We start from the raw sequence: 22,373 nt of genomic DNA, 5'->3' as shown, positions 1-22,373 counted from the left end.
CGCACTTCCTACGGTTTTTTTGAAGTTGCTGTTTGCAGATAGTGTTCTGCAACGTCCAGCATTCGGTTGGCAAAACCCCATTCGTTGTCGAACCAGGCCAGGATGTTCACCAGCTTGGGGCCGGAAACACGGGTCTGACTGGCATCGACGATGGCCGAATGTGGGTCATGGTTGAAATCACAGCTGGCGTGCGGCAACTCGGTGTAAGCCAGCAGACCTTTGAGCGGGCCATTGGTGGCGGCTTCGCGCAGGATCCGGTTGACCTCATTGGCGTCAGTCGCGGTGGCGGTCTGCATCGTGATGTCGAGGCAGGACACGTTGACCGTCGGCACGCGTACGGCTTTGGCCTGAATTCGCCCGGCAAGTTCCGGCAGCAGACGCTCGATACCGCGCGCCAGACCAGTGGACACCGGGATCACCGACTGGAACGCCGAACGGGTGCGGCGCAGGTCTTCGTGGTGATAAGCGTCGATCACCGGCTGATCGTTCATCGCCGAGTGAATGGTGGTGATCGACACGTAATCGAGGCCGATCGCCTTGTCGAGCAAGCGCAACAGCGGCACGCCGCAATTGGTCGTACAGGAGGCGTTGGACACCAACAGTTCGTCGCCGGTCAGGCAATCCTGATTGACGCCATAAACGATGGTGGCGTCGACATCCGCCTCGCTGGCCATCGGCTGCGAGAACAACACGCGTGGCGCGCCGGCGTCGAGAAAGCGCTGGCCGTCTTCACGGGTGTTGTAGGCACCGGAGCATTCCAGCACCAGATCGACGCCCAGCGACGCCCAATCGATGCCTTCGGGAGTAGCACTGCGCAGGACCTTCACGCAGTCGCCATTAATATGCAGACAATCGCCTTCTACTCGCACTTCGCCCGGAAAACGGCCGTGGGTGGAGTCAAAGCGTGTCAGGTATTCGATGCTGGCCATGTCCGCCAGATCGTTGATCGCGACAATTTCAAACCCGGCTTTCTCGCCTCGCTCAAACAACGCACGCAAGACGCAACGACCAATCCGGCCGTAGCCGTTGAGTGCAACTTTGTAGGGACGCGGTTGAGGCATGGGGTTCTCGATTACCGTGGTGAATCAGAAAGCTCTTTATTGTCTGAACCGACGCTATCGCGAGCAGGCTCACTCCTACACGGGCAACGTAAAACCCTGTAGGAGTGAGCCTGCTCGCGATGGCGTCAGCCCGGACAACACAACTGTCTGACTTAGTCTTCCAGCAGCTCTTCAGCCTGACCCAGGATGTTTTCCAGGGTGAAGCCGAACTCTTCGAACAGTGCCGAAGCCGGAGCCGATTCGCCGTAAGTGGTCATGCCGATCACGCGACCTTCCAGACCCACGTACTTGAACCAGAAGTCGGCGTGAGCCGCTTCGATCGCGATACGCGCGCTGACCTGCAACGGTAGTACCGCCTGCTTGTAGCCCGCGTCCTGAGCATCGAACACGCTGGTGCAAGGCATGGAAACCACACGCACCTTGCGGCCCTGCTCGGTCAGTTTGTCGTAAGCCTGAACCGCCAGACCCACTTCCGAACCGGTCGAAATCAGGATCAGCTCAGGCTCGCCTGCGCAGTCCTTCAGCACGTAACCGCCACGGCTGATATCGGCAATCTGGCCGGCATCACGTTCCTGGTGCTGCAGGTTCTGACGCGAGAAGATCAGCGCCGATGGGCCGTCCTTGCGCTCTAGAGCGTTCTTCCAGGCCACGGCCGATTCAACGGCATCGGCTGGACGCCAGGTGTCGAGGTTCGGTGTGGTACGCAGGCTGGTCAGCTGTTCGATCGGCTGGTGAGTCGGGCCGTCTTCGCCCAGACCGATGGAGTCGTGGGTGTAGACGTGGATCACTTGCTTCTTCATCAGCGCCGACATGCGTACGGCGTTGCGCGCATATTCCATGAACATCAGGAAGGTCGCGCCGTAAGGCACCAGGCCGCCGTGCAGGGTCACGCCGTTCATGATCGCGGTCATGCCGAATTCGCGCACGCCGTAGTACATGTAGTTGCCGCTGGCATCTTCAGCGCTGACGCCTTTGCAACCTTTCCACAGGGTCAGGTTGGAACCGGCCAGGTCAGCCGAACCGCCAAGCAGTTCCGGCAGCAGCGGGCCGAATGCGTTCAGGGTGTTCTGGCTGGCTTTACGGCTGGCAATGGTTTCGCCTTTGGCCGCAACTTCAGCGATGTAAGCCGAAGCTTTTTCCGAGAAGTCAGCCGGCAGCTCACCGCTCAGACGACGCACCAGTTCGTTGGCTTCGGTCGGGAATGCAGCGGAGTAGGCAGCGAAACGCTGATCCCACTCGGCTTCGGCCGCGCGACCTTTTTCCTTGGCATCCCACTCGGCATAGATATCGGCCGGGATTTCGAACGGGCCGTGGTTCCAGTTCAGCGCCTGACGGGTCAGCGCGATTTCCGCGTCGCCCAGTGGAGCGCCGTGGCAGTCTTCTTTGCCCTGCTTGTTCGGCGAGCCGAAACCGATGGTGGTCTTGCAGCAGATCAGGGTCGGCAGCGGGCTCTTGCGCGCGGTTTCGATGGCAGTCTTGATCTCTTCCGGATCGTGACCGTCAACGTTGCGGATCACCTGCCAGTTGTAGGCTTCGAAACGCTTCGGGGTGTCATCGGTGAACCAGCCTTCGACTTCGCCGTCGATGGAGATGCCATTGTCATCGTAGAACGCGATCAGCTTGCCCAGGCCCAAAGTGCCGGCCAGCGAAGCGACTTCGTGGGAAATGCCTTCCATCATGCAGCCATCACCCAGGAACACGTAGGTGTGGTGGTCGACGATGTCGTGGCCTGGACGGTTGAACTGCGCGCCCAGTACTTTTTCAGCCAAGGCGAAACCGACGGCGTTGGCCAGACCCTGACCCAGCGGGCCGGTGGTGGTTTCAACACCCGGGGTGTAACCGAATTCCGGGTGGCCCGGGGTGCGGCTGTGCAGTTGACGGAATTGCTTGAGGTCGTCGATCGACAGGTCATAACCGGTCAGGTGCAACAGCGAGTAGATCAACATCGAGCCGTGGCCGTTGGACAGCACGAAGCGGTCACGGTCGGCGAACGATGGATTGCTCGGGTTGTGCTTGAGGTAGTCGCGCCAAAGCACTTCGGCGATATCTGCCATACCCATAGGGGCACCGGGATGGCCGCTGTTGGCTTTTTGCACGGCATCCATGCTGAGGGCACGAATGGCGTTGGCACGCTCACGACGGCTAGGCATCGCTGATCTCCTGGGTTCTGGTAAGTCGAAACGGAAAAAAGGAGGGCATTTTCCCTCACCGGGGCGCCTCGGGGCAATGACAGATAGTCATCGGGGGGCGTTTTTCCAATGGATAGCGGCGCTTTCTGTTGGTGAAACCTTTCCGCTACTCGTTTGTAGAGTTAACCGCTTGGAGAGAAGTGCCATTTATCGAGCAATATCAAAACTTTTTGATATTGGCCTTGCGATGAATTCCCCCCGTCTCTAGACTGCGGCCCTATGAATTTACGCGTGCCTTCCATTCGCCATGACGATTGCGACGAGCTGGCGGCCCTGTGCAAGGCCGGCGGCGATCCGTTGCGGCTGAATGTCTTGCGCGCGCTGGCCAACGATTCGTTCGGTGTTCTGGAGTTGGCGCAGATTTTCGGCATTGGCCAGTCCGGCATGAGTCATCACCTCAAGGTACTGGCACAAGCCGACCTGGTGGCGACCCGCCGTGAAGGCAACGCTATTTTCTATCGCCGCGCCCTGCCCCACAGCGAACTGCTCGGCGGCAAGTTGCACGCGGCATTGTTAGAAGAAGTCGACAATCTGGATCTGCCCGACGATGTGCAAGCGCGCATCGAGCAGGTTCACGGCCAACGTGCCGCCGCCAGCCAAGACTTTTTCGCCCGGGTGGCGGAGAAATTCCGTGCCCAGCAAGACTTGATCGCAGGCCTGCCGCAGTACCGTGACAGTGTGCTGGCCCTGCTCGACAAACTGAACTTCAATGGTGCAGCCACGGCCATTGAAGTCGGCCCCGGCGATGGTGCTTTTCTGCCGGAGCTGGCCCGTCGCTTCGGCACCGTAACCGCGCTGGACAACAGCCCGGCGATGCTCGAACTGGCGCGTCAGGTATGTGAACGTGAACAGCTGGCTAACGTCAGCCTGCAATTGGCCGATGCATTGAACGGTACAAGCCTTCAGGCCGATTGTGTGGTGTTGAACATGGTGTTGCACCATTTCGCCGCGCCGGCCGATGCGCTCAAGCACATGGCCGACCTGCTGCAACCGGGCGGTAGTCTGCTCGTGACAGAGTTATGTAGCCACAACCAGAGTTGGGCCAGGGAGGCCTGCGGTGATCTGTGGTTGGGGTTTGAACAGGACGATTTGGCCCGTTGGGCCACCGCTGCGGGACTCGTTCCCGGGGAAAGCCTCTATGTAGGCTTACGTAATGGTTTCCAGATCCAGGTCCGCCACTTTCAGCGACCGGCTGGCGACACTCACCATCGGTAAATTCAGGAAAACATCGAGATGAGCGAATACTCCCTCTTCACCTCCGAGTCCGTGTCCGAAGGACATCCGGACAAAATCGCCGACCAGATTTCCGATGCGGTGCTGGACGCCATCATTACCCAGGACAAACACGCACGCGTTGCCGTGGAAACCCTGGTCAAGACTGGCGTGGCAATCGTTGCCGGTGAAGTGACCACCAGCGCCTGGGTCGATCTGGAAGAGATCGTGCGTAACGTGATTCTCGACATCGGCTATAACAGCTCCGACGTCGGCTTCGACGGCGCGACCTGCGGCGTGATGAACATCATCGGCAAGCAGTCCCCAGACATCAACCAGGGTGTTGACCGTGCCAAGCCTGAAGATCAGGGCGCCGGCGACCAGGGCCTGATGTTCGGCTACGCCAGCAACGAAACCGACGTTTTGATGCCAGCCCCGATTACCTTCTCGCACCAGTTGGTACAGCGCCAGGCCGAGGCCCGTAAATCGGGTCTGCTGCCTTGGCTGCGTCCAGACGCCAAGTCGCAAGTGACTTGCCGTTACGAAGGCGGCAAGGTTGTCGGTATCGACGCTGTTGTTCTGTCGACCCAGCACAACCCTGAAGTGTCGTACAAAGACCTGCGCGAAGGCGTGATGGAACTGATCGTCAAGCACGTGCTGCCTGCCGAACTGCTGAGCAAAGACACCCAGTTCCACATCAACCCGACCGGCCAGTTCATCATTGGCGGCCCGGTAGGTGACTGCGGCCTGACCGGTCGCAAGATCATCGTCGACAGCTACGGCGGCATGGCCCGTCACGGCGGCGGCGCGTTCTCCGGTAAAGATCCATCGAAGGTTGACCGTTCGGCTGCCTACGCTGGCCGTTACGTTGCCAAGAACATCGTCGCGGCCGGCCTGGCCGAGCGTTGCGAGATTCAGGTTTCCTACGCGATCGGCGTGGCTCAGCCAACTTCGATCTCGCTGAACACCTTCGGCACCGGCAAGATCAGCGATGACAAGATCGTCAAACTGGTCCGTGAAGTGTTCGACCTGCGTCCATACGCAATCACCACCATGCTCGATCTGCTGCACCCGATGTACCAGGAAACTGCAGCGTACGGCCACTTCGGTCGCACGCCAGAGACCAAGACTGTTGGCGAAGACACTTTCACCACCTTCACCTGGGAAAAAACCGACCGCGCCGACGCCCTGCGTTCTGCTGCTGGCCTGTAAGCCTCCCCGGCGGTACAAAAAGCCCCGCACGGCTCACGCCCTGCGGGGCTTTTTCATGCCTCGAAAAGAGCAAAAGATCGCAGCCTTCGGCAGCTCCTACAAGTGAAACGCACGCCTCCTGTAGGAGCTGCCGAAGGCCGCGATCTTTTGATCTTCATAACTGAAACACGATGCAAAACACCCAGCCGTTGCTGCTCTGAATCCTGACTAATCTTCAAGCATTCCCCTGAGCAAGGACGCTCAACATGCTTGCCACGCTGCGCCTTTTTTCAATTCTTCTGCTGAGCTTCACCCACCTGATCGCTTACGCCGCTTGCCCTGACTGGCCTGTCCGCACCGCGCAAAACGAAATCGCCACCCTGCAAAAACAGATCAACCAATGGGACGACGCCTACCACCGCGAAGGTCGCTCACTGATTGCCGATGAGCTCTACGATCAATCGCGCACACGTCTGAACGAATGGCGAGAGTGCTTCAAACTCCCCTCTCCACCCGCCCCCTTACGCACAGCCTCAGGTTCGATCGCTCACCCCATCGTCCATACCGGCCTGGATAAACTGCATAAAGCCGAGGCCGTGGAAACGTGGCTACGCGATCGCAAGGATGTCTGGGTACAACCCAAAGTCGACGGCGTTGCGGTGACGCTGATTTATCGCACAGGCGTTCTGCATCAGGCCATCAGTCGCGGTGATGGGGTTCGTGGCCAGGACTGGACGCCATCAGCGCAGAAGATCGGCGCCATTCCTCAACGCCTGACACAACCGCTGGATCTGCTGGTGCAGGGCGAACTCTACTGGCGCTTGAACGAGCACGTGCAAACGCGATCCGGCAGCGTTAACGCCCGCGCCACCGTCGCGGGCCTGATGGGACGGAAAACCCTGGATGCCGAGCAAGCCTCCGGCATCGGACTGTTCGTCTGGGACTGGCCACAAGGCCCAGCGCAATTGCCCGAGCGAGTCGCCACGTTGGCGACGCTGGGTTTCGCCACGATGGAGCCGTACAGTCATCCTGTCGCCGACTTTGCTGCCGCACAGAAATGGCGCGATCACTGGTATCGCTCGCCCCTGCCCTTTGCCACTGACGGCGTGGTATTGCGCCAGAGTCAACGACCACCCGCCGAACGCTGGCAGGCGCGCGCTCCGTATTGGGCAGTTGCATGGAAGTATCCCTTTGCTCAAGCGCTGGCCGAAGTGCGCAAGGTCAACTTCAAGATCGGGCGCACCGGGCGTATCACGCCAGTACTCGAACTCAAACCCGTCATGCTTGATGACCGGGAGATCAAACGGGTTAGCGCCAGTTCCTTCAAACGCTGGCAAGACCTGGATATCCGCCCCGGTGATCAAGTGGCAATCAGCCTCGCCGGCCTGACCATTCCACGACTTGACAGTGTTGTGCTGCAAGCCGCCGAACGCACAGACCTCAACATCCCCAACGCCGACGACTTCCACAGCTTGAGCTGCTGGCAACCCACCACCGGCTGCGAAAGCCAGTTTCTCGCCCGCTTGAGCTGGCTCAGCGGTAAGCAAGGGCTGGCGATGCAGCATGTCGGTCGTGGTACCTGGGAGAAACTTCTCGAAACACGCCGTGTGAACAACCTGCTGGATTGGTTGACCCTCGACGCGTCAGAGCTTGCTAACATTGCCGGCTTCGGCGAGCGCAGCAGCGAACGCCTGATGCACAGTTTTCACAGCGCCCGCCAACGGCCTTTCGCCCAGTGGCTCAAAGCCTTGGGCTTACCGCCAAGCGGTCAGGCACACCTGCCTGACTCGTGGCAGGCGCTGGCACAACGCGACACCGAACAATGGCAGGCCGAAGCCGGTATCGGCCCGGGACGCGCAGCGCAATTGAGCGCATTCTTTCGCGACCCGCAGGTACTGGCCTTGAGCGAAACCTTACGTGCCGCCGGAATCGACGGTTTCTGACTACGCAATCCCGGTGCGCCGGGAACCCAAAGGCCGCCTCGGCGCTCCAACAGCGCAGTGCCGCCCTGACCCGATTGCCTTTGCACATGGAGCTTTTATGAAATTTCTCGCACCGCTCGCCATGCTGACCCTTTGCGGCGTAATGGCCGCCCCCGTCATGGCCGAAGAAGACGCCCCGGGCCTGACCGGTTGCGCCGCCAAGAAGCAGGGCATCATGAATCAGATCGAACAAGCCAAGTCGCGCGGCAACACCGATCAACAGGCCGGCCTGCAAACGGCGCTGGATGAGGTTACAAAAAACTGCACCGACGCGGGTCTGAAGAAAGAACGCGAAAACAAGGTGCTCGAAGCCAAGCACGAAGTGAGCAAGCGTCAGGCTGATCTCGACAAGGCCATGAAAAAAGGCGATCCAGAGAAGATCAACAAGCGCAAAGACAAGCTAGCCGAGTCGCGCAAAGAACTGCAGGACGCGCTGGACGAAATCGACAAGTAAAAATCAACAGATCGCAGCCTGCGGCAGCTCCTACCCTGATCAATGCAGGAGCTGCCGCAGGCTGCGATCTTTTAAAGATCAATGATCGCGAAACTGTTTATGGCAAGCGCTGCAGGCATCTTCAACTTTCTGCACCGCAGGCCCGAGATTGCTGGCCTTGTACGGCTGAACCTGACTGGCGATCACCAATTCACCGGTGGCGGCTTCCAGGGTGCGGGCCATTTCCTGAAACTGCGCCTGTTTCTGCCAGACATCATCCTTGGCGCTGGTGTGATCTTCTTCACGAACCTGCGGAAAATGCTTCCACGGTTCATGGGACAACGCATCGAGCTTGACCGCGCCTTCGGCGAACTTCGGTCCGTCGAACGGAATGCGTCCACGCAACATGCCGCCCAGATCTTCGCCGGTCTTAAGCATCTGCTTGAAGATCGCCTTACGTTGGCCCAGCGGGGAATTCGGATCGACGCCGCCACAGGCGGAAAGGGTCAGACAGGCCAGCAATACAACAGAAATGCTTTTAAGAGTCATGGTGGCTTCAGGTCACGGAATTCGGCGGCCAGTATCCTCGCGTCACCGCCAAACACCAATAGCCCTATTAAAAATACGGGTTGCTCGAGCGCATGGAGCACTCGGCCAACCGGCACAGGAATCACTCCATGAACAGCCGCTTCCAGGCCTGGCGTCAACCGCTCATCGCCACCCTTCCACTGCTGGCGATCCTCGCCGGCTGCACCGGTGGCGAAACCGCCAAGCCAAAAACCCACGCGCTGGCCACTTATTCCAGCGCCACCTGGGAAGCCTTGCCGGCGGTATCCGATAGCGATCTGGTCGCCGGTTTCGGTTCGTGGCGCAGCGCCTGCACCCGACTCAAAGCTGATGCGGTCTGGGGCACAACCTGCGCGGCAGCGGCCAATGTTCCGCAGAGCGCCACAGAGATTCGTGCGTTCCTCAAACAGAATCTCGATGTCTACGGCCTGCGCGCTGAAAACGACAACCCCAACGGGTTGATCACCGGCTACTACGAACCGGTCTACCCCGGCAGCCTCACGCCCACCGACACGGCCAATGTGCCGGTGTATGGTGTGCCCGAAGACATGATCATCGTCTCGCTGGAAAGCATTTACCCAGAGCTAAAGGGCAAGCGCCTGCGCGGTCGCCTTGAGGGTCGAGTACTCAAACCTTACGACGACGCAGCCACCATCGAATCCAAAGGTGTGAAAGCCCCGGTGGTTGCCTACCTGACCGACCCGATGAATCTGCAATTTCTACAGATCCAGGGCTCCGGACGCATTCAGACAGAAGACGGCAAACAGCTGCGCATCGCCTACGCCGACCAGAACGGCCATCCGTACCGCCCAATTGGCCGCTGGCTGGTCGAGCAAGGCGAGCTGAAGAAAGAAGACGTGACCATGAGCGCGATCAGCAACTGGGCCAAGGCCAATCCGTCGCGCATCCCCGAACTGTTGGGTAGCAACCCGAGCTATGTGTTTTTCACCCGCAACCCGGACAGCAATGAAGGCCCACGCGGTTCGCTGAACGTGCCGCTGACGGCTGGTTACAGCGCAGCGGTGGATCGCAAAGTGATTCCGTTGGGCAGTCTGTTGTGGCTATCAACCACTAAACCGGATGGCACTGCACTGGTGCGCCCGGTGGCAGCGCAGGATACCGGCGGCGCGATTGCCGGTGAGGTTCGTGCAGATCTGTTCTGGGGCACCGGTGATGCGGCCGGGCAACTGGCCGGGGACATGAAGCAGCAGGGGCAGATCTGGATGCTTTGGCCTAAAGGCGCGGCGTTGCCGCAAGTGCCGCAGGTGGCCGACAAACCTTAAAAAGCAAAAGATCGCAGCCTGCGGCAGCTCCTACAGGAGTACGTATTCCTCTGTAGGAGCTGCCGCAGGCTGCGATCTTTTGATCTTGCTCTTTTTACACCGACACAAAGAAGAACGAAGCAATCAACCCCATCCCCACAAACCACACCAGCGAGCGCAAGATCGCCCAGTCCGCCAGGTAGCAAATGATGTACAGCAAGCGACTGGTAATAAACATCACCGCCAGCACATTGACCGTCACCAACTGCGCGGTTCCCACCAAGTGCGCAACGATCACCGCCGCTGCAAACGCCGGCATCACTTCAAAGCTGTTCAGTTGCGCCGCGTGCGCCCGACGGGCCACACCGTTGAGACTTTCGAGAAAATCACGCGGATCGTGGTTATCACTCAGCCGGTAGCCACCCACGGCTTTCGCCACGCCAGTGCAGACATACGGCAGAAAAATCGCAATCAACACACACCACAGAGCCACCGTCATAACGCCGTCCTTTTTTCGAGTTATAGAATTCGCGGGCCGTTAGAACTTCATCACCAGCATGCCGATCAGCACCAGCCCACAGGCTAAGAGCCGCGGGCGGCCAAAAGGTTCTTTCAAGTAGCGCATGCCGAACAGCACCACCAGAATCACGCTGATCTCACGCAATGCCGCCGCCTCCGCAATCGAGCCCAACTGCATCGCCCACAGCACCAGAGCGTAGCTGGCCAGTACGCAGAAACCCACCGCCAACCCCAGCTTCCATTGCTCACGCCAGAACAGCATGAACGCCGGACGCTTGGCGACCCACGCCAGCAAGGGAAACGGCCAGGCGCTGAGCAGCGTGACCCAGACCAGGTAATCCAGTGGATGCGACCAGCGACGCAGTGCCTGGCCGTCGATGTAGGTGTAGCAACCGATGCACAGGCCGATCAGCGCCACTACCGGCAACATCGACCATGGCAAATGCTTGCCACCGCCGCCCTGCCACAGCAGACAAACCATACCGAACGGGATCAGCATGATGCCGAAGATTTGCTGCGTGGTGAGCACTTCACCGGCGAAGATCAGCGTCAGCGCCAGCACTATCAGCGGCGACAAACCGCGCATCAGTGGATAGACCAACCCGAGATCGCCGACCCGATACGCCTGAATCAGCAGATAGCGATACAGCAATTCAAACGCTGCCGACGCCAGAATCCACGGCCAGATTTCCATGGGCGGCAAGCTCACGAATGGAAACGCGATGGCAACGACCAGCAGCGCCACGGTGTCCATGCACGCCACCACCAGCAGTCGCTCGGCGCTGAACTTGATTAACGTATTCCACGTCGCATGCAACAGCGCCGCCATCAGTACCAACCCTGTCGCCAGCACGTTCCACTCCTTATTGTTGTTAGCGAGCCAATTAGTCAGATTATTGATTCGCGATGTGTCAGCAGCTGTTTATACTGCAAGCGACCACGCCGCACTCAGTTGCGCACAGAAAAATACCAATAATTCCCGCCTGCACCGCCCTCCTTCGAGATCGGTCGTCGGCCTGCGTATGCCTGATCAAAGCGTCAAGACTACCGACAGAGACCTTGCGCATGCCACTCGCCTTGCTTGCCCTCGCTGTTGCCGCGTTCGGCATCGGCACCACTGAATTCGTCATCATGGGCCTGCTGCCCGATGTTGCCCGCGATCTTGCCGTGAGCATTCCCCACGCGGGTCTGCTGATCACCGGTTACGCGCTGGGCGTGGTGTTCGGCGCGCCGATCCTGGCGATCGGCACCGCAAACATGCCGCGCAAAGCGACGCTGCTGGGCATGACGCTGATGTTTATCCTCGGCAACGTGCTCTGCGCCCTGGCGCCGAACTATGCGACGCTGATGGCCGCTCGCGTGGTCACTGCACTGTGCCACGGCGCGTTTTTCGGTATCGGCTCGGTGGTCGCCGCCGGACTGGTCGCGCCGAACAAACGCGCACAGGCGATTGCGATGATGTTCACCGGCCTGACCTTGGCCAACGTCCTAGGCGTGCCGCTGGGCACGGCGCTCGGGCAATACGCCGGTTGGCGTTCTACCTTCTGGGCGGTCTCGGTGATAGGAGTGATTGCGGCCCTCGCGCAGTGGTTCTGGTTGCCGAAACACATCCCGATGGACAAGGCCAACCTCGCCAGCGAATTCAAGGTGCTGGGCAAGGTCAACGTGTTGCTGGCACTGGGCATGAGCGTGTTGGCGTCGACCAGCCTGTTCAGCGTGTTCACCTACATCGCACCAATCCTGCAGGACATCACCGGCGTCAGCCCGCATGGCGTAACGGTGATGCTGCTGTTGTTCGGTGTTGGTCTGACCGGTGGCAGTATGCTCGGCGGGCGTCTGGCTGATAGCCGTTTGCTGCCGTCGCTGGTCGGCGTGGCGCTGGCCGTTGTGGTGATTCTGGCGGCGTTCAGTCAGACCAGCCGTTCGGTGGTGCCGGCGGCGATCACGCTGGTGCTGTGGGGGATTTTTGCTTTTGCGCTGTGTCCGATCTTGCAACTGCTGATCATCGATCAGGCGCATGAAGCGCCGAATCTGGGCTCGACGTTGAACCAGAGTGCATTCAACCTTGGCAACGCGGCGGGTGCGTGGATCGGCGGGCTGGTGGTGGCCAGTGGCGCGGATCTGGCGGACTTGCCGTGGACCGGTGCGCTGGTCGGCGTGTTGACGGTGCTGACGGCGCTTTTGTTTATTTATCTGCAACGTCGTGAGGCGGCTGCGGTCAATGTGTCCGGCTAATCGTGATGTGCCAGACAGAGCCCTCACCCTAGCCCTCTCCCAGAGGGAGAGGGGACTGACCGTGTTGAATGTTCGAGTTGCATCGACCTGAAATTTCGAGCCGAACTCAGGCCCTGAAAGACTTGAAGATCTGCTCCCTTTCCCCCTCTCCCTAAGGGAGAGGGCTGGGGTGAGGGGGCTCTTGATCTCATCACACCATCAACTGTGTCCCGATCCTGACTCAACCCATCCAACCCCTGCACCAAAGATTCGGTGCGCTATCTTTCACCCCTCATCCAAAGGACCCCGGATGCTTGAACTTGTCGCCGCTTTCATCTGCCTCACCACCCTCCTCACCTTCGTCAATTTCCGCTTCATCGGCCTGCCGCCGACCATCGGCGTGATGGTCACCGCTCTGCTGTTCTCCTTGATCCTGCAAGGCCTGAGCGTGCTCGGCTATCCCGGTCTCGAAGAGCGCGTGCAGCAACTGATCGGTCAGATCGACTTCGCCGATCTGCTGATGAACTGGATGCTGTCGTTCCTGCTGTTCGCCGGCGCTTTGCACGTCAACCTCAACGACCTGCGTAGCTACCGCTGGCCCATCGGCCTGTTGGCAACCTTCGGCGTGTTGATTGCCACCACGGTAATCGGCAGCCTCGCCTATTACATTTTTGCCCTGTTCGGCTGGCACGTGAGCTTCTTGTATTGCCTGCTGTTCGGCGCGCTGATTTCGCCGACCGACCCGATTGCGGTGCTCGGTGTACTGCGTACCGCCAACGCTTCAAAGCCGCTGAAAACCACCATCGTCGGCGAGTCGCTGTTCAACGACGGCACGGCCGTCGTGGTGTTCACCGTGCTGCTGGGCATCGCCCAACTCGGCGAAACCCCGACCATCAACGCCACCGCGATGCTGTTTGTTCACGAAGCGATTGGCGGTGTGCTGTTCGGCGGGCTGATCGGTTATCTGGTCTATCGAATGATCAAGAGCGTCGAGCAGCATCAGATCACTGTGATGCTGACCTTGGCGCTGGTCATCGGCGGTTCGGCGATGAGCACCGAGATTCACGTTTCCGCACCGATCGCGATGGTGGTGGCCGGTCTGATCATCGGCAACCTCGGGCGCAATCTGGCGATGAACGACATGACCCGCCGTTATCTGGACGGTTTTTGGGAGTTACTCGATGACATGCTTAACGCGCTGCTGTTCGCGCTGATCGGCATGGAGCTGTTGCTGCTGCCGTTCAACTGGCTGCACGTGGCGGCGGCGAGTGTGTTGGCGGTGGCCATTCTGCTCTCGCGCCTGCTCACGGTGGCCCCGGCGATTCTGCTGCTGCGCCGCTGGCGGACAGTGCCCGCCGGCACCATCCGCATTTTGACCTGGGGCGGTTTGCGCGGCGGTGTCTCGGTGGCACTGGCGCTGGCCCTGCCGCTGGGCCCGGAGCGCGATCTGCTGCTGAGCATCACTTACATCGTGGTGCTGTCGTCGATCCTGTTGCAGGGGCTGACCATCGGCAAACTGGTCAAGCACGCGACTCGCAACGAACCCGCGACCACCAGCGAACCTGCTCACCACTGATCATTTTTTGATCTCCTGCGGATCCGGTTTCTCGGCCTGATCCGCAGACTCCTTCGGCGCCCCGCTCTCACTGCGAATCTGCGCATGGCTGATCAGCGCAAAGATAAAGCTGCCACCAATGATGTTGCCCGCCAGCGTCGGCCCCGCGAAGACCATCCAGAAATCACTCCACGGCAACTCGCCGGCAAACACCAGATACGACACTTCCGCCGAACCCACCACGATGTGGGTGAAGTCGCCGAGCGCCATGAGGTAGGTGATAAGGATGATGATCCACATCTTCGCGCTCTCCATGGACGGGATCATCCAGACCATGGTGGCGATCATCCAGCCGGAAACGATGCCTTTGGCGAACATCTGGCTGGCGTGGTTTTCCATGACCTTGCGGCCGATTTCGAGGAAGGCTACGTCGGTCTTGCTGTCGAAGATCGGCAGTTCGAGCATCACGTACGCGACCAGAATCGTGCCGCACAGGTTGCCGACCAGCACCACCGTCCACAGTCGAATCAGCCGCCCGAAGTTTTGCAGGGTCGGTTTGGTCATTACCGGCAGCACGGCGGTCAGGGTGTTTTCGGTGAACAGTTGCTGACGGGCGAGGATCACCGCGAGAAAACCTGCGCAATAGCCGAAACTGGCGATCACTTTGAATTCGTCACCGTCGGGCAGGCGCGAGTTGAGCAGGCCCATACCCATCAGCGACAGGCCCATGGTCAGCCCGGCCGCCAGCGCCGACCACCAGAGTGCGGCGATGCTGCGCTCCAGTTCCTGATCGCCCTGAGAGCGAATAATTTCATGCAGAACGGCCGCGCGGGGCGGCTGGTTTTTCTCGACTTCGTGCTGTTCTTTGGCCGAGAGGTCGGGGGTTTTGCCGTCGGTGGGAGTGGTCATGGCGTGGGAACCGTGGGGGTGGTGTTTACCTACGACCCCGGCGGTTCATGGCTGTTCAGTGGCCAGATGATTCTTCGCTGACTTTGAAACCGTCATCGCGAGCAGGCTCACTCCTACATGGACTGCGCTGTACCTGTAGGAGTGAGCCTGCTCGCGATGAAGCCGACGCTGATGTCACTTGGTAACTAATTCATCTTCCTGAAACTGATCTTTCACATATTTGATTTCAGTGCGGCCATGCGGTGCCGGCAAGCCGTCTTCACCGAGGTTCACAAACACCATCTTCTCGACGGTCAGAATGCTCTTGCGGGTGATCTTGTTGCGCACTTCACAGGTCAGGGTGATCGAGGTGCGGCCGAACTCGGTGGCGGTGATGCCCAGTTCGATGATGTCGCCCTGACGCGAGGCGCTGACGAAGTTGATTTCGGAAATGTACTTGGTCACCACGCGCTGATTGCCCAACTGGACGATCGCGTAAATCGCCGCTTCCTCGTCGATCCAGCGCAGCAGGCTGCCGCCGAACAGGGTGCCGTTGGGGTTGAGGTCTTCGGGTTTTACCCATTTGCGGGTGTGGAAATTCATCTTCACTCCTGAGTGTCTTGCCGAACGATGGACGGTATCTTGGCAGACTGAGCGGTCAGGCTCCATGCGGCTTCGACTATGGTCGTCATTAACGATCTTCATCTGGCCGACAGAAACCCTTTGGAAGATCAGTCTAGACGGCTATAATCGCCACCGTTTCAAAACGGTCATCTTCAATTGATACCGTTTTCCCGCCACCTGTCCGAGGGGCGCTGCAGCAGGTTCAACCTGTCAGGCTCGGATGGGGCGTTGACCGGCCTGAGGCTGGACACTAAACGCACAACGGCGCCCATTCGCATACATTACGAATGGAGGCTCTTCATGAGCGCTGTTATCACGCCTGCAGATTTTAACGACTACAAAGTTGCCGACATGTCCCTCGCTGCCTGGGGCCGTCGCGAAACCATCATCGCCGAATCGGAAATGCCGGCTCTGATGGGTCTGCGTCGCAAGTACTCCGGCGAACAGCCGTTGAAAGGCGCCAAGATCCTCGGCTGCATCCACATGACCATTCAGACTGCCGTGCTGATCGAAACCCTGGTTGCCCTGGGTGCCGAAGTACGCTGGTCGTCGTGCAACATTTTCTCCACTCAGGATCAGGCTGCTGCCGCTATCGCTGCTGCCGGTATCCCGGTTTTCGCCTGGAAAGGCGAAACTGAAGAAGAGTACGAGTGGTGCCTGGAACAAACCATCCTGAAGGATGGCCAACCATGGGACGCCAACATGATCCTCGACGACGGCGGCGACCTGACTCAGCTGCTGCACGACAAGTACCCACAAGTACTGGATCGCGTTCACGGCGTGACCGAAGAAACCACCACCGGCGTACACCGTCTGCTGGACATGCTGGCCAAGGGCGAGCTGAAAATCCCGGCCATCAACGTCAACGACTCGGTGACCAAGTCCAAGAACGACAACAAGTACGGCTGCCGTCACAGCCTGAACGATGCGATCAAGCGCGGTACCGACCACCTGCTGTCCGGCAAGCAAGCGCTGGTCATCGGTTACGGTGACGTGGGCAAGGGCTCGGCTCAGTCCCTGCGTCAGGAAGGCATGATCGTTAAAGTCTCCGAAGTTGACCCGATCTGCGCCATGCAAGCGTGCATGGACGGTTTCGAACTGGTTTCGCCGTTCATCGACGGTATCAACGACGGTTCCGAAGCGAGCATCGACAAAGCGCTGCTGGGCAAGATCGACCTGATCGTGACCACCACCGGTAACGTCAATGTTTGCGACGCGAACATGCTCAAAGCCCTGAAGAAGCGCGCTGTGGTCTGCAACATCGGTCACTTCGACAACGAAATCGACACCGCTTTCATGCGCAAGAACTGGGCATGGGAAGAAGTGAAGCCACAGGTACACAAGATCCACCGTACCGGCCCGGGCGCTTTCGACGCGCAGAACGACGACTACCTGATCCTGCTGGCCGAAGGCCGTCTGGTCAACCTGGGTAACGCCACTGGTCACCCAAGCCGCATCATGGACGGTTCGTTCGCCAACCAGGTGCTGGCGCAGATCTTCCTGTTCGGTCAGAAGTACGCCGACCTGTCGCCAGCCCAGAAAGCCGAGCGCCTGACTGTTGAAGTACTGCCGAAGAAACTCGACGAAGAAGTGGCCCTGGAAATGGTTCGCGGCTTCGGCGGCGTGGTCACGCAACTGACCAAGCAACAGGCTGACTACATCGGCGTGACCGTCGAAGGCCCGTTCAAGCCGCACGCTTACCGCTACTAAGACAAGAGCAGCTGCGAGCTTCTAGCTTCAAGCGGCAAGTAAGGTCAAAAGCCGGACTCGTCGTGCGAAGCCTGAGGCTCTGCCATCATTTCAAAACAGCGTCAGGCTACAGGCTACTTGCACAAGAGATCAGCGCACCTCCGCTCCTCTTGCAGCTCGTAGCTTGCAGCTTGTGGCTGGAGGTCCCCTCCGATGTCTCAAGACCGTCGCTACAGCTTCGAGTTCTTCCCGACCAAGACCGATGCTGGGCATGAAAAACTGCTCGCCACTGCCCGTCAGCTGGCCACTTACAACCCTGATTTCTTTTCCTGCACCTATGGCGCTGGTGGTTCGACCCGTGATCGCACCCTCAACACCGTTCTGCAACTGGAAAGCGAAGTCAAAATCCCGGCCGCACCGCACCTGTCGTGCGTCGGCGACAGCAAGGACGACCTGCGCGGCCTGCTGAACGAGTACAAGGCTGCCGGCATCAAGCGCATCGTCGCCCTGCGTGGCGACCTGCCGTCCGGCATGGGCATGACCAGCGGTGAGCTGCGTCACGCCAATGAACTGGTGGAATTCATTCGTGAAGAAACCGGTGACCATTTTCACATCGAAGTGGCTGCTTACCCGGAGATGCATCCGCAAGCACGCAACTACGAAGACGATCTGGCCAACTTCGTGCGCAAGGCTCGCGCTGGCGCCGACAGCGCGATCACCCAGTACTTCTTCAACGCCGACAGCTACTTCTACTTTGTCGAGCGTTTGCAGGCGCAGGGTGTGGATTTGCCGATCGTGCCGGGGATCATGCCGATCACCAACTACAGCAAACTCGCGCGTTTCTCCGATGCCTGCGGTGCGGAAATCCCGCGCTGGATCCGCAAGCAACTGGAAGCCTACGGCGATGACACTCAGAGCATTCAGCGCTTTGGTGAACAAGTCGTCAGCGAGATGTGCGAACGCCTGTTGCAGGGCGGCGCACCGGGGCTGCATTTCTATTCCATGAACCAGGCTGAGCCTAGTCTGGCGATCTGGAATAATCTGAAGTTGCCGCGTTGAAGCAGCGGCAAGCTTCAAGCTGAAAGTGACAAGCAAGATCAAGAGATCGCAGCCTTCGGCAGCTCCTACAAGAGTTGTTGAGGTCGCGATTTTTTGCGTTTAAAGGCCCGAAACAGAGCTTGTGCAGGCACTTTCTGGCTCTTTCGCGTTTCTCGTCGTAATCTCAAGCCATGCCTTTGATCACGCAGTTATTCGCCGTGCTGGTTTTTGCTTGCCTGAGCTTCGCCGCTCGAGGCGAGAAGCTGCGTATTGTCACCGAGCCATGGGCGCCTTACGTCTACGAAGAGGGCGGCAAGAACCTCGGGCTGGACTACGAAACCACGGCTATCGTCTTCAAACGTCTGGGCATTGAAGTCGAATGGCAATTCCTGCCGTGGAAGCGTTGCCTGTCGATGCTTGAGACCGGTCAGGCCGACGGCGCGCTGGATATCTTTCACAGCGAAGAGCGCGACGCCACCCTGCTCTACCCAAGTGAACCGCTGTCGGACGTCGAGTTCGTGATGTTCTACGCCAACGACCGGCCGCACCCGTTCAGCAAACTCGAAGAACTCAAAGGCCTGACCATCGGCACTTCGCCCGGCTATCTTTATAGCCCCGACTTTCGCGAATCGACTTTATTTACACGCGAACCCGCACCGACCCACGAAGCCAACTTCGGTAAATTGGTGCGCGGTCGAATCGACTTGCTGATCACAGATCGCCGCGTTGGCCAGCATTTGCTCGATGAGCTGAACATTCGCGATCAGATCACTGAGAACCCCACAGTTATTAGCCGTCAGAGCCAGTTTCTCGCAGTTCGGCGCAATGCCGGCATGGATTTATTGGTGCAGCGGTTTGGCGCCGAGCTCAAGCGCTTCAAGCGCGAACCGGCCTATGCGGAGCTGAGCGCACGCTACGGCGCCGCCCCCACCAGCAGCCCTTCAATGAATTCAGCCACCGCCAACAGCAAAACCGTTGAGCAGCAGGAAAGCGGCGCGCAGTGATTGCTCTGTTATACTCCGGCGTTCCCGCCAGGCTCACGCCCGGACGCCCGGAACCGTAACAGGCCTCTCGACCCGCTACAGCGCAGCTTTGCAGCCCGCGCGAGCGCTCCAGACGTGCCTTCGGAACCGCAGCAGGACCGGACGGGATTGCGTCCTCTTAAACGTGATTCGCGCCAGGCAAGACTCCCATTGGGCCAAGCCCTAACTAAAACAGGATTACTCATGTCCTTTGCTTCCCTCGGTCTCTCCGAGGCTTTAGTCCGCGCCATCGAAGATGCGGGCTATACCGAGCCTACTCCGGTGCAACAGCGGGCCATTCCCGCCGTGTTGCAAGGTCGCGACCTGATGGTTGCGGCACAGACAGGTACCGGTAAAACCGGCGGTTTCGCCCTTCCGATCCTGGAGCGGTTGTTCCCCAACGGTCACCCGGACAAATCCCAGCGTCATGGCCCGCGCCAACCGCGCGTACTGGTCCTGACCCCGACCCGCGAACTCGCGGCCCAGGTACACGAGAGCTTCAAGATCTACGCCCGTGACCTGAAATTCGTCAGCGCCTGCATCTTCGGCGGCGTCGGCATGAACCCGCAGGTTCAGGCCATGTCCCGTGGCGTCGATGTACTAGTTGCCTGCCCGGGTCGCTTGCTCGACCTCTGTGGCCAGGGCAGCGTTGATCTGTCCCACGTGGAAATCCTCGTCCTCGACGAAGCCGACCGCATGCTCGACATGGGTTTCGTGCACGACGTGAAGAAAGTCCTCGCGCGCCTGCCGTCCAAGCGTCAGAACCTGCTGTTCTCGGCGACCTTCTCCAAAGACATCACCGACCTCGCCGGCAAGCTGCTGCACAACCCGGAACGCATCGAAGTGACGCCGCCGAACACCACGGTCGAGCGCATCGAACAACGCGTGTTCCGTCTGCCGGCCAGCCACAAGCGTGCGCTGCTGGCGCACCTGATCACCGCCGGCGCGTGGGAACAGGTGCTGGTGTTCACCCGCACCAAGCACGGCGCCAACCGTCTGGCCGAGTACCTGGACAAGCACGGCCTGCCGGCTGTGGCGATCCACGGTAACAAGAGCCAGAACGCGCGCACCAAAGCGCTGGCCGACTTCAAGGCCAACCAGGTGCGCATCCTGGTTGCCACCGACATCGCCGCACGCGGTCTCGACATCGATCAGTTGCCACACGTGGTCAACTTCGAACTGCCGAACGTCGATGAAGACTACGTGCACCGTATCGGCCGTACTGGCCGTGCCGGTCGTTCGGGCGAGGCGATCTCGCTGGTCGCGCCGGACGAAGAAAAACTGCTGAAAAGCATCGAACGCATGACCAAACAGAAAATCGCCGACGGCGACCTGATGGGCTTCGATTCGAGCACCATTGAAGCCGAGAAGCCGGAAGTGCGCGAGCGTCCGGACGTGCGCAACCCGCGCAATCCACGTGGCCCACGCGGCGACGGGCCGAATGGCGGCGGCGGTGGTGGCGGTCGTAAAGACAAAGGCAAGGACAAGGGCAAAGAGAAGCCGGCCGGTGAACGTGGCGAGCGCCCTGCCCGTCAGCAGAAACCACGCGAAGGCACCCCAGCCCGCGAACAGCGCCCGAGCCAACCGCCACGTGCGGCGGCTGATCGTGCACCGGACGAGTTCCTCGACGACGATGTGGATAACTTCGGTAACCGCGTTGACTACGTGCCCAAGCCTGCCCCGGCTGGCGGTCGCGGCCGTCGTCCAGGCGCACCGGCTCAAGGTGCTGGCGCAGGTTCGGGCGCACCACGCGGCGGTCAGTCGCAGGGGCGTCAGAACGGTCCGCGCAACAGCAACGGCTCGAGCACCGGCACCCCGCCAGCCAAACGCAGCGGCGGCCCGCGCAACGGCGCACCGCGTGATGGTCAGTCGGGTCGTCGCGACGACTCCGCCTCGTCCTCGCGCAACCGTCGTCCGGCCCGTGACGATCAGCCACGCAGCGAGCCAGCCGTGCAGAACCCGCGCAGCAACGGCCCGAAGATCATGCACAAGGAGTCGAAGGCAGACCGCTTCCCGACGCCTGAGCAGCTCGATCAACTGCCAAGCCGCCCGCGTGGCGAAAAACCAGCCTTGCTGACCCGCAATCGCTGAGTTAACACCGCCATAAAAGATGCCCCGCCTCGCAAGAGCCGGGGCATTTTTTATGCCGCAACAAATACCCCTGAATCACCGCATATCCCCTGTGGGAGCGAGCCTGCTCGCGAAAGCGGTCATTCAGCCAACATCATTGCTGACTGACCCGCCGCCTTCGCGAGCAGGCTCGCTCCCACAGGGGATGTGTGTGTGGCGGACAATAAAAAACGCCCCCGGCCTTTCGACCGGGGGCGTTTTTCTGTGGCGGGGGAAAGTTATTTAACTTTCACGCCTTCCAGCGAGATGTCCAGATCCGCAGTTTGCGAGGTAGGACCTGGGCCCTTGATCCCGAAATCGTTCAGGTTGAGGGTGGTCTTGGCGTTGAAGCCAGCACGCTCGCCGCCCCATGGATCCTTGCCTTCGCCGTTGAACGTAGCCTTGAAGGTCACCGGCTTGGTCACGCCGTGCAGGGTCAGGTCGCCGGTCACGTCAGCCGTCTTTTCACCGGTCGATTTAACGGCGGTGGAGACGAACTTGGCATCAGCAAACTTGCCCACGTCCAGGAAGTCTTTGCTGGCGATGTGCTTGTCACGTTCAGCGTGGTTCGACCACAGGCTGGCGGTTTTAACATCAACCGAGATCTTGCTGGCTTCAGGCTTGGCCGAATCCCACGAGAAAGTACCGTCGAAATCTTTGAAAGTACCGTGGATGAAGCTGTAACCCAGGTGGCTGATTTTCCAGTCAACGAAGGCGTGCTGACCTTCCTTGTCGATTTTGTAGTCCGCTGCCATGGCCTGGGCCGAGAGCAGTGCAGAACCGATTGCCAGAGCGGCCAGAGTCTTTTTCAACATGCT

19 protein-coding genes and 1 riboswitch are annotated in these 22,373 nt (G+C 59.7%); of the genes, 11 read left to right on the top strand and 8 right to left on the bottom strand.

Annotated elements, in window-relative coordinates:
- Nucleotides 1-8: 8 nt before the first annotated feature.
- Complete coding sequence (gene epd, locus ACI514_RS27635) at nucleotides 9-1,061, bottom strand: erythrose-4-phosphate dehydrogenase (RefSeq protein ID WP_095121452.1); 1,053 nt, start codon at nucleotides 1,059-1,061, stop codon at nucleotides 9-11.
- A 152-nt stretch (nucleotides 1,062-1,213) separates the two neighbouring features.
- Nucleotides 1,214-3,211, bottom strand: coding sequence for a transketolase (gene tkt / locus ACI514_RS27630; protein WP_160059731.1), 1,998 nt, complete (start codon nucleotides 3,209-3,211; stop codon nucleotides 1,214-1,216).
- A 258-nt stretch (nucleotides 3,212-3,469) separates the two neighbouring features.
- Between tkt and ACI514_RS27625 the strand changes: the two genes are divergently transcribed.
- From ACI514_RS27625 to ACI514_RS27610, 4 genes are all read left to right on the top strand, one after another.
- The gene (locus ACI514_RS27625) at nucleotides 3,470-4,465 is read left to right on the top strand and encodes a metalloregulator ArsR/SmtB family transcription factor (RefSeq protein ID WP_150648866.1); all 996 of its coding nucleotides are present in this window, start codon (nucleotides 3,470-3,472) and stop codon (nucleotides 4,463-4,465) included.
- Nucleotides 4,466-4,483: 18 nt separating this feature from the next.
- The gene (metK, locus tag ACI514_RS27620; protein ID WP_016987231.1) at nucleotides 4,484-5,674 is read left to right on the top strand and encodes a methionine adenosyltransferase; all 1,191 of its coding nucleotides are present in this window, start codon (nucleotides 4,484-4,486) and stop codon (nucleotides 5,672-5,674) included.
- Nucleotides 5,675-5,919: 245 nt separating this feature from the next.
- The gene (gene ligB, locus ACI514_RS27615) at nucleotides 5,920-7,596 is read left to right on the top strand and encodes an NAD-dependent DNA ligase LigB (RefSeq protein ID WP_405122728.1); all 1,677 of its coding nucleotides are present in this window, start codon (nucleotides 5,920-5,922) and stop codon (nucleotides 7,594-7,596) included.
- Nucleotides 7,597-7,693: 97 nt separating this feature from the next.
- The gene (locus ACI514_RS27610) at nucleotides 7,694-8,089 is read left to right on the top strand and encodes a DUF1090 domain-containing protein (protein ID WP_160059733.1); all 396 of its coding nucleotides are present in this window, start codon (nucleotides 7,694-7,696) and stop codon (nucleotides 8,087-8,089) included.
- 78 nt (nucleotides 8,090-8,167) lie between these two features.
- Here the strand turns inward: ACI514_RS27610 and ACI514_RS27605 are convergent, their stop codons facing one another.
- Nucleotides 8,168-8,617, bottom strand: a complete 450-nt coding sequence (locus ACI514_RS27605) for a cytochrome c (protein ID WP_016987228.1) — start codon at nucleotides 8,615-8,617, stop codon at nucleotides 8,168-8,170.
- Between the two features lie 128 nt (nucleotides 8,618-8,745).
- Between ACI514_RS27605 and ACI514_RS27600 the strand changes: the two genes are divergently transcribed.
- Complete coding sequence (locus ACI514_RS27600; RefSeq protein ID WP_405122727.1) at nucleotides 8,746-9,918, top strand: murein transglycosylase A; 1,173 nt, start codon at nucleotides 8,746-8,748, stop codon at nucleotides 9,916-9,918.
- 94 nt (nucleotides 9,919-10,012) lie between these two features.
- Here ACI514_RS27600 and ACI514_RS27595 read toward each other — a convergent pair whose 3' ends face one another.
- Both ACI514_RS27595 and ACI514_RS27590 read right to left on the bottom strand, forming a co-directional pair.
- The gene (locus ACI514_RS27595; protein ID WP_077574861.1) at nucleotides 10,013-10,396 is read right to left on the bottom strand and encodes an MAPEG family protein; all 384 of its coding nucleotides are present in this window, start codon (nucleotides 10,394-10,396) and stop codon (nucleotides 10,013-10,015) included.
- A 39-nt stretch (nucleotides 10,397-10,435) separates the two neighbouring features.
- The gene (locus tag ACI514_RS27590) at nucleotides 10,436-11,269 is read right to left on the bottom strand and encodes an EamA family transporter (protein ID WP_160059736.1); all 834 of its coding nucleotides are present in this window, start codon (nucleotides 11,267-11,269) and stop codon (nucleotides 10,436-10,438) included.
- Between the two features lie 212 nt (nucleotides 11,270-11,481).
- On the opposite strand from ACI514_RS27590, the gene ACI514_RS27585 reads away from it, so the two are divergent.
- Nucleotides 11,482-12,651: an MFS transporter gene (locus ACI514_RS27585; protein ID WP_160059737.1), complete on the top strand. Its 1,170-nt coding sequence runs from the start codon at nucleotides 11,482-11,484 to the stop codon at nucleotides 12,649-12,651.
- A gap of 289 nt (nucleotides 12,652-12,940) precedes the next feature.
- Nucleotides 12,941-14,206, top strand: coding sequence for a cation:proton antiporter (locus tag ACI514_RS27580; RefSeq protein WP_405122726.1), 1,266 nt, complete (start codon nucleotides 12,941-12,943; stop codon nucleotides 14,204-14,206).
- Here ACI514_RS27580 and ACI514_RS27575 read toward each other — a convergent pair whose 3' ends face one another.
- Both ACI514_RS27575 and ACI514_RS27570 read right to left on the bottom strand, forming a co-directional pair.
- Nucleotides 14,207-15,094, bottom strand: a complete 888-nt coding sequence (locus tag ACI514_RS27575; RefSeq protein WP_405122725.1) for a formate/nitrite transporter family protein — start codon at nucleotides 15,092-15,094, stop codon at nucleotides 14,207-14,209.
- A 174-nt stretch (nucleotides 15,095-15,268) separates the two neighbouring features.
- On the bottom strand, nucleotides 15,269-15,676 hold the full coding sequence (locus tag ACI514_RS27570; RefSeq protein ID WP_016984776.1) for an acyl-CoA thioesterase: 408 nt from the start codon (nucleotides 15,674-15,676) through the stop codon (nucleotides 15,269-15,271).
- Nucleotides 15,677-15,874: 198 nt separating this feature from the next.
- Nucleotides 15,875-15,974: riboswitch (S-adenosyl-L-homocysteine riboswitch) on the top strand.
- A gap of 23 nt (nucleotides 15,975-15,997) precedes the next feature.
- Between ACI514_RS27570 and ahcY the strand changes: the two genes are divergently transcribed.
- The 4 genes from ahcY (at nucleotide 15,998) to ACI514_RS27550 (ending at nucleotide 21,537) form a co-directional block, all read left to right on the top strand.
- Nucleotides 15,998-17,407 (top strand): adenosylhomocysteinase, encoded by a 1,410-nt coding sequence (gene ahcY, locus ACI514_RS27565; RefSeq protein WP_064388105.1) that lies wholly within the window; start codon nucleotides 15,998-16,000, stop codon nucleotides 17,405-17,407.
- 192 nt (nucleotides 17,408-17,599) lie between these two features.
- Nucleotides 17,600-18,445 carry a methylenetetrahydrofolate reductase [NAD(P)H] gene (metF, locus tag ACI514_RS27560; protein ID WP_160059740.1) on the top strand — a complete coding sequence of 282 codons (846 nt, stop codon included), beginning with the start codon at nucleotides 17,600-17,602 and terminating at the stop codon, nucleotides 18,443-18,445.
- A 170-nt stretch (nucleotides 18,446-18,615) separates the two neighbouring features.
- On the top strand, nucleotides 18,616-19,428 hold the full coding sequence (locus tag ACI514_RS27555; RefSeq protein WP_160059741.1) for an ABC transporter substrate-binding protein: 813 nt from the start codon (nucleotides 18,616-18,618) through the stop codon (nucleotides 19,426-19,428).
- A gap of 222 nt (nucleotides 19,429-19,650) precedes the next feature.
- Entirely contained in the window at nucleotides 19,651-21,537 is a 1,887-nt protein-coding gene (locus ACI514_RS27550) for a DEAD/DEAH box helicase (RefSeq protein ID WP_034153634.1), read from the top strand.
- Between the two features lie 257 nt (nucleotides 21,538-21,794).
- On the opposite strand, the gene ACI514_RS27545 is transcribed toward ACI514_RS27550, so the two are convergent.
- Nucleotides 21,795-22,370: a YceI family protein gene (locus ACI514_RS27545; protein ID WP_007913714.1), complete on the bottom strand. Its 576-nt coding sequence runs from the start codon at nucleotides 22,368-22,370 to the stop codon at nucleotides 21,795-21,797.
- Nucleotides 22,371-22,373: the final 3 nt, after the last annotated feature.

The sequence above is a fragment of the Pseudomonas sp. M20 genome (assembly GCF_045037865.1).
GTDB lineage: Bacteria > Pseudomonadota > Gammaproteobacteria > Pseudomonadales > Pseudomonadaceae > Aquipseudomonas.
Note: the sequence above shows the minus strand (reverse complement) of the source record. Positions and strands in the feature narration are given on the sequence as shown.

What these genes read in the sequence shown, in the direction of transcription:
- epd (WP_095121452.1), bottom strand. Translation starts at nt 1,061, where the DNA reads ATGCCTCAACCGCGTCCCTACAAAGTTGCACTCAACGGCTACGGCCGG.
- tkt (WP_160059731.1), bottom strand. Translation starts at nt 3,211, where the DNA reads ATGCCTAGCCGTCGTGAGCGTGCCAACGCCATTCGTGCCCTCAGCATG.
- ACI514_RS27625 (WP_150648866.1), top strand. Translation starts at nt 3,470, where the DNA reads ATGAATTTACGCGTGCCTTCCATTCGCCATGACGATTGCGACGAGCTG.
- metK (WP_016987231.1), top strand. Translation starts at nt 4,484, where the DNA reads ATGAGCGAATACTCCCTCTTCACCTCCGAGTCCGTGTCCGAAGGACAT.
- ligB (WP_405122728.1), top strand. Translation starts at nt 5,920, where the DNA reads ATGCTTGCCACGCTGCGCCTTTTTTCAATTCTTCTGCTGAGCTTCACC.
- ACI514_RS27610 (WP_160059733.1), top strand. Translation starts at nt 7,694, where the DNA reads ATGAAATTTCTCGCACCGCTCGCCATGCTGACCCTTTGCGGCGTAATG.
- ACI514_RS27605 (WP_016987228.1), bottom strand. Translation starts at nt 8,617, where the DNA reads ATGACTCTTAAAAGCATTTCTGTTGTATTGCTGGCCTGTCTGACCCTT.
- ACI514_RS27600 (WP_405122727.1), top strand. Translation starts at nt 8,746, where the DNA reads ATGAACAGCCGCTTCCAGGCCTGGCGTCAACCGCTCATCGCCACCCTT.
- ACI514_RS27595 (WP_077574861.1), bottom strand. Translation starts at nt 10,396, where the DNA reads ATGACGGTGGCTCTGTGGTGTGTGTTGATTGCGATTTTTCTGCCGTAT.
- ACI514_RS27585 (WP_160059737.1), top strand. Translation starts at nt 11,482, where the DNA reads ATGCCACTCGCCTTGCTTGCCCTCGCTGTTGCCGCGTTCGGCATCGGC.
- ACI514_RS27580 (WP_405122726.1), top strand. Translation starts at nt 12,941, where the DNA reads ATGCTTGAACTTGTCGCCGCTTTCATCTGCCTCACCACCCTCCTCACC.
- ACI514_RS27575 (WP_405122725.1), bottom strand. Translation starts at nt 15,094, where the DNA reads ATGACCACTCCCACCGACGGCAAAACCCCCGACCTCTCGGCCAAAGAA.
- ACI514_RS27570 (WP_016984776.1), bottom strand. Translation starts at nt 15,676, where the DNA reads ATGAATTTCCACACCCGCAAATGGGTAAAACCCGAAGACCTCAACCCC.
- ahcY (WP_064388105.1), top strand. Translation starts at nt 15,998, where the DNA reads ATGAGCGCTGTTATCACGCCTGCAGATTTTAACGACTACAAAGTTGCC.
- metF (WP_160059740.1), top strand. Translation starts at nt 17,600, where the DNA reads ATGTCTCAAGACCGTCGCTACAGCTTCGAGTTCTTCCCGACCAAGACC.
- ACI514_RS27555 (WP_160059741.1), top strand. Translation starts at nt 18,616, where the DNA reads ATGCCTTTGATCACGCAGTTATTCGCCGTGCTGGTTTTTGCTTGCCTG.
- ACI514_RS27550 (WP_034153634.1), top strand. Translation starts at nt 19,651, where the DNA reads ATGTCCTTTGCTTCCCTCGGTCTCTCCGAGGCTTTAGTCCGCGCCATC.
- ACI514_RS27545 (WP_007913714.1), bottom strand. Translation starts at nt 22,370, where the DNA reads ATGTTGAAAAAGACTCTGGCCGCTCTGGCAATCGGTTCTGCACTGCTC.